The following is a 5,328-nucleotide window of genomic DNA, read 5'->3' as shown; positions in this document are numbered from 1 at the left end:
TGATTTGCTGAATAACTGAATAACTAACTGATTGGTTAACTAATTAATTTAATTAGTTAACCAATTTTAATTTAGTTAGGTTAATTATTGCAGCTAAATAGAGTCTATATAAAAAGCTAAAAAGTCAGAAAGCAACACAGGTCACTCAGCCTTTATGGTACACTATGTGAAAAGGAACTGGTCTTGTTGATTCGTTTATGCAAAAATCGGCAGCGATTATCACTTCCTACTCACGTTCAAACCAAGATTTTTGAACTGAACTGAGCAGGCACTAAAGTTGGAGTTCAAGTTTATAAAGATGACTAACATCCGTTAGACGCATCTACAAGAAGAAAGAAATCCATTTATGGGGAAAATGACTTATAAAAAATTACTTTGTGTTGTAGTGCTCTTCAGCTCGCTAGTGGGGCTAGCAGCCTGCGGTAACTCCGAAGCAAACAAACCAGTACCAACAAAAATAAGCCGTCATTCTACCAAAAAACATTCAAAACCAATCAAAAAAGCCTCAAAAAAGAAAATCGCCGAAGCTTTTGTAAAGGGACAAGAAGGGACTTTGGAAGCCCTAGGTGAAACTAAACGCGTTATTTGGGACGCTTATCCTGATCAGTTGGCTTACGTTAAAGATGCTTTCTATCACTGGACTCTTCAAGACGACTGGTTCCAGGTTAACACTGGCCATTATATGGTTGTAGACCGTTTGAACAGTTCAGGCATCTTATTAAAGAAACTCCAAAAAGGCATGCCAGTTAAATTAAACGGCAAAGATTACAAAGTGGCGGATTATAAAGACTTTGAGGGTGGCGGAAGCTCGGATAAGTTGCTAAAAGTATTCAAAGAGTACGTTGAGCAATTCCCTAAATCTGCTTACTTTATTCAAACTTGTCTCGATGCCAGAACTTATGGCGGACAACGTTTAGTAGTTCTTGACGTAGCAAAATAGTAAACGATTTAGCAATATAACTTAGATTAGTTTCCAAATTTTGTTGTCTTGAAAATATTGCCTGTTCATCAATATCGTTGATGAACAGGCAATATTTTTTAACTGATTACGCGACTGTATCGCATAACTTTAATTGCACAGTCGCTATGCTATACGAGTTATCGTGGCAAAAATTGCAAAATTAGCAAAAACTGCCACGATAACTTGGTATGTCACGCATTTGCTGGTTCTATTGCAATGCGTCCACCTAACGCTTGAACAACTTTCGCAATAGTTTGAAAGCTAGGATTGCCATCTCGTCTTAGGCTTTTGTAAAGGCTTTCCCTTCCAACCTCAGCTTTTTGAGCAATCTCTTTCATGCCTCGAGCTTTTGCAATATCGCCTATAGCAGCTTGCAACAAACGAGGATCGTTAAGTTCTGCTGCAGCATTGAGATACGCAATAACATCATCATCGTCCTCAAGATACTCACTCGCATCCCATTTACTTATATTTACCATTTTTTCTCCTCAATTAATTGTGCGAGAAGTATCTTCGCTTGCTTAATATCTTTACTTTGACTACTTTTATCTCCACCAGCAAGTAATAGCATTAGTTTTAAGCCTTTTTGTGCAAAATACACACGATACCCTGGTCCAAAAGTGAAACGCAGTTCACTAATACCATTGCAAACTGGATGTAAATCACCTACTGGCTTACCTGCAATTTCGCATAATCTCAGTCTCGCGTTAATTCGAGCTTTAGATTGAGTATCGCGAAGTTTTTCATCCAATTGCGATACTCATCTGTTTTAAGTATCTCCATAAAAGTATTTTATCCTGTAGGATACAGTTTTGCAATATAAGTAAACAATCATATCAGTTATCGTGACAGTTTTTGCTAATTTTGCAATTTCTGCCACTATAACGTATGTGTTTGGGTTGATTTTTGCAGCATAAAATTTCTACTGAGCCAAAAATAACAATTACAAGTATTGCCAATTTTACTGTGTCGCTAAAAATAGTTACAGCTGATTACATGACAGTATTTTTTATTACACTGAGAGCCATTGCACAATTTATTTGCGCAGCAAAATAGCGTTTTAAATAAAGGAGTTATGCGGTGAAGTGCTTAGCAAAGACAGTAGCTGCAATAGTTACAACAGTGACAATGTGTCGCAACCAGTGGTAGGTAAATCATTATGAAAAAGCAAATCTTGGCTTATTTTAAGCGACTTATCAAACGAGAAGCTACTTATATGCCGTTAACATTTATTGGCTTGCTTGGAATTTTTGCAATATTTAGTGGCAATACAATTGCTTACATTTCATCTCCAAATAGGTGGATTGAAACATTTGTTTTTACACTTATTGTTGCTTTTGCACGTGCCTTTATACCTGATAATCGTTATTGAACAATTTATTTCATGAAGATTAGCGAAATGCACACAGCACTTCGCTAATCTTCTATTTCATATTTTCTAAGTTATATTACGGTAGATTTTAATCCTATTTGGTTGTTTTTATTTATCAGTAACTTTTCGGTTACTGTCTAAGATGCTAATATGCAATATTCATAGATTACATTAAGAAGAAGGAATGTCATGAGTCAAGATTTTGGAGTAAAAAATTGGAATCCATCTGCTGCAGCAAATATTAGTAACGATGACGATAATCTTTCTGAAGAAGATTTTGATAAATTGGCTGCAGAGCTTGAGCAATTCTTTACCAAGTATGTAGTGTTAGAAAATAATAAGTTTGTAGTTCATGACGATGCGATTATTGCCGATGGTTATGAAGAATATTTAGAAGGCTTTCACATCTTAGCAGAAAAATTCACTGCTGGTCTTGAAGAGGACAGGTAGCGTAAATTAACCACGATAAAGCGAGAGTCTGATTGATACTAGTTTAGCGGAATAACAACATTGACCAACCATGCATCATCATCTTTTTGCGCGTTTAAAGATCCACCTAAACGTTCCACGGATTTTTTGTGGAATAGTAGTCCTTTGCCAAAAACAAGTCTTCCACCAAACTTATTCGACAACGAATTCATACACATTATTTTGCATTCTCGCTCATCAACAGTAACGTTCATAGAAAAGTCAACGCTAGTACTGCAATGCTTACGAATATTAGTAAGCAACTCACTGCACATGCGAATAGCACATTGAGCTTTTTCAGTACTAACAGTTGCAGATGCAGCAAAATCACCACTCCCCGAACTTTTATCAACCACTGTTAGAGAACCATAGTACCCAAGCTGCTCACAAATTTGCCGTTCAGCCTGTAAACGCGCACGAATATTGCATAAGAAATCAGCCAAATTCATGCAATCATTGCTATTAGAACTATAAACAAACTGCGTACTAGCAATATTTGAATCTAAAGAATCATCATACTTTTGTTCAGTTTGCTCAAGCAGGCTGATAACAAGTCTCGCTTTGGAAAGTGCATTACGCGAATGTTCAATAATCTGCTCTAACGATTCTTTTGTATGTTCATTGTTCTTAGCATATAAAGCATCCGTTGCAAGCAGTGTAATATCCGTAATCTCATTGTTCACATCGTCATGCAATTGCAACGCAACCGACGCAATATAAGACTGGAACTTACTTCGTACAATATCCATTTTTGCGCGATTATTTTCTTCCAACATGTTCAAATATTTGCGCAAAACGTAACCACAAATCATGGAAATAAGAATAAAACAAGGAAAAGTAAGCGAAATGTACGCAATTTTTGCAAAGTAGATAATATTCAGCGAAACTATGTACGCACAAAGCAAATACTTCCACGAATCATAAAAGCCTGCAACAAACATGCTAGCAATCAGCGCAAAAAGCACGCAAGTTGCATTTACACCTGGTACTGCTAACGTTACGCAATACAAAATCGGAGTTACGAGTGATACTTGACGCGGAAAAGCAATCAAAAGAAATATTGCAAACATCCAAACGTATTGACACGCAGATTGCTGCGGGTTATGCCACAGCCCAGCTGTATTGCACGATTGCACATCCATTGACACTACAAGAATCGCCAATATTATGAATAAAGTTCGCTGAATTTTCCAGCTTTTAACCAACTCAATAACGCGCGAAAATGTTTTCATTAACATGCGTTATCCGTTTCTTGAGAAGGATTCGGATGATTCTGAAGCGAATTATTAAAATATTGCAGATTGCTAGTTTGCTCACGATTTTGCATTGCAGCAAACGCGGATATTGCTTGCACTCGGTTAGAAACATGCAATTTTTTGTAAATCCTATGAATATGCGTGTTAATAGTGTTTGGCATAAGACCAAGTTGAGCCGCAATCTGATTTGTTGTGCAACCTTTAGAGAGCAGATCCATGATTTTTAGTTCTTGAGGCGGCAAAACGCTACGCGACCTTGATTTAGAAAGCCTAATAAAAGATTCTTGCGGAGTAGCAAAATCGTAAGCAACATCTCTAACACATCGGCAGCCATACACCTTCTGATTATCGCAATATTGCAAAGCTTCTGCTAGTCCTTTGAAATTGTCTTTAGCAACCATTGCCTGCCCACCAACTTGCGCTACTGACGAAGCGTAGGATCTACAGTCATACGAAGTCATACCAATTAAAATAATGTTATTGTTTTTCTCGCGAATTGCGCGTATTACCTCTACTCCAGACATGTCTTTCATTGACATATCAATCAAAATATAATCCGGAGTCGTTTTTGTTACTTGGCAATATTTCAAAGCTTGCACGCCTGATTTTACGCACCATTTGCACACGTACTCGCTTGGCAAAAGCTTGCTGAGCACGTTTCGCATAACCGCTAAAACTAGTGGGTCGTTATCTACTATTGCATACGTTTTTTGCATAATGGCTTTCTTGCAATCTTATGCTACTTTTCTTATATTCTACTTTATAAGCATGCGCAAAGTAGGGCAAATCGTGTAGTAATAAATGATTACAAGTAATGCATGTAAGTCAAATGTGATTATAATAAGTAACAATATGCAGCTTTTAGTTGCGTTGAAAATTCATTTTCAATATTGATTGCAGCAGGATTATATGACAAAACGATTAGTAGTATTGCACTCCGCAGAAGTAGCTGCGATGGCACTTGCCTCAACAGCTGCTTTTATGCGTAGCTTTGGCTTTTTCGTTTTGTGGCTTGTTTTAGGACTTCTTTCTGTTGCATTGTATTCTTATGCATATTTTTTCTTGCGCAAAAGCGTTATTAAAGCAAAAAATGCGTATATAGGAAATAATATATCTAATCTTAACGGCGCAGGCGCTAACAGCATAAGTAGTGATGTTGAGAATATAGAAAACAACAAAGATTACATAACAACTCTTGAGCAAAAACGCAAAAAAGTCGAATCACAAAATAAGCAAATACTTAGTAATTATCCTGTCTCTTATACACATCT

7 protein-coding genes are annotated in these 5,328 nt (G+C 36.9%); 3 read left to right on the top strand and 4 right to left on the bottom strand.

Annotation, left to right across the window (positions count from 1 at the left end):
- The first annotated feature begins 346 nt into the window (after nt 1–346).
- The gene (locus A5295_RS03140; protein ID WP_041160459.1) at nt 347–940 is read left to right on the top strand and encodes a hypothetical protein; all 594 of its coding nucleotides are present in this window, start codon (nt 347–349) and stop codon (nt 938–940) included.
- A gap of 212 nt (nt 941–1,152) precedes the next feature.
- Here the strand turns inward: A5295_RS03140 and A5295_RS03135 are convergent, their stop codons facing one another.
- Nucleotides 1,153–1,440 (bottom strand): addiction module antidote protein, encoded by a 288-nt coding sequence (locus A5295_RS03135; protein ID WP_004109873.1) that lies wholly within the window; start codon nt 1,438–1,440, stop codon nt 1,153–1,155.
- Nucleotides 1,434–1,712: a type II toxin-antitoxin system RelE/ParE family toxin gene (locus A5295_RS03130; protein WP_004109878.1), complete on the bottom strand. Its 279-nt coding sequence runs from the start codon at nt 1,710–1,712 to the stop codon at nt 1,434–1,436. The genes A5295_RS03135 and A5295_RS03130 overlap by 7 nt, the downstream gene beginning before the upstream one ends.
- 408 nt (nt 1,713–2,120) lie before the next feature.
- Between A5295_RS03130 and A5295_RS03125 the strand changes: the two genes are divergently transcribed.
- Both A5295_RS03125 and A5295_RS03120 read left to right on the top strand, forming a co-directional pair.
- A complete protein-coding gene (locus A5295_RS03125; protein ID WP_004109881.1) occupies nt 2,121–2,333 on the top strand; it encodes a hypothetical protein in 213 nt (70 codons plus the stop codon).
- Between the two features lie 189 nt (nt 2,334–2,522).
- A complete protein-coding gene (locus tag A5295_RS03120; RefSeq protein ID WP_012913776.1) occupies nt 2,523–2,783 on the top strand; it encodes a hypothetical protein in 261 nt (86 codons plus the stop codon).
- Nucleotides 2,784–2,821: 38 nt separating this feature from the next.
- Here the strand turns inward: A5295_RS03120 and A5295_RS03115 are convergent, their stop codons facing one another.
- Both A5295_RS03115 and A5295_RS03110 read right to left on the bottom strand, forming a co-directional pair.
- Nucleotides 2,822–4,039 carry a histidine kinase dimerization/phosphoacceptor domain-containing protein gene (locus A5295_RS03115; protein WP_064621676.1) on the bottom strand — a complete coding sequence of 406 codons (1,218 nt, stop codon included), beginning with the start codon at nt 4,037–4,039 and terminating at the stop codon, nt 2,822–2,824.
- Nucleotides 4,033–4,773, bottom strand: coding sequence for a response regulator transcription factor (locus A5295_RS03110; RefSeq protein WP_012913774.1), 741 nt, complete (start codon nt 4,771–4,773; stop codon nt 4,033–4,035). The genes A5295_RS03115 and A5295_RS03110 overlap by 7 nt, the downstream gene beginning before the upstream one ends.
- Nucleotides 4,774–5,328: the final 555 nt, after the last annotated feature.

The sequence above is a fragment of the Gardnerella sp. 26-12 genome (assembly GCF_001660745.1).
GTDB lineage: Bacteria > Actinomycetota > Actinomycetes > Actinomycetales > Bifidobacteriaceae > Bifidobacterium > Bifidobacterium swidsinskii.
The sequence above is the reverse complement of the archived record's forward strand: the minus strand, read 5'-3'. Positions and strand labels throughout refer to the sequence as shown.

What these genes read in the sequence shown, in the direction of transcription:
- A5295_RS03140 (WP_041160459.1), top strand. Translation starts at nt 347, where the DNA reads ATGGGGAAAATGACTTATAAAAAATTACTTTGTGTTGTAGTGCTCTTC.
- A5295_RS03125 (WP_004109881.1), top strand. Translation starts at nt 2,121, where the DNA reads ATGAAAAAGCAAATCTTGGCTTATTTTAAGCGACTTATCAAACGAGAA.
- A5295_RS03110 (WP_012913774.1), bottom strand. Translation starts at nt 4,773, where the DNA reads ATGCAAAAAACGTATGCAATAGTAGATAACGACCCACTAGTTTTAGCG.
- A5295_RS03115 (WP_064621676.1), bottom strand. Translation starts at nt 4,039, where the DNA reads ATGTTAATGAAAACATTTTCGCGCGTTATTGAGTTGGTTAAAAGCTGG.
- A5295_RS03135 (WP_004109873.1), bottom strand. Translation starts at nt 1,440, where the DNA reads ATGGTAAATATAAGTAAATGGGATGCGAGTGAGTATCTTGAGGACGAT.
- A5295_RS03120 (WP_012913776.1), top strand. Translation starts at nt 2,523, where the DNA reads ATGAGTCAAGATTTTGGAGTAAAAAATTGGAATCCATCTGCTGCAGCA.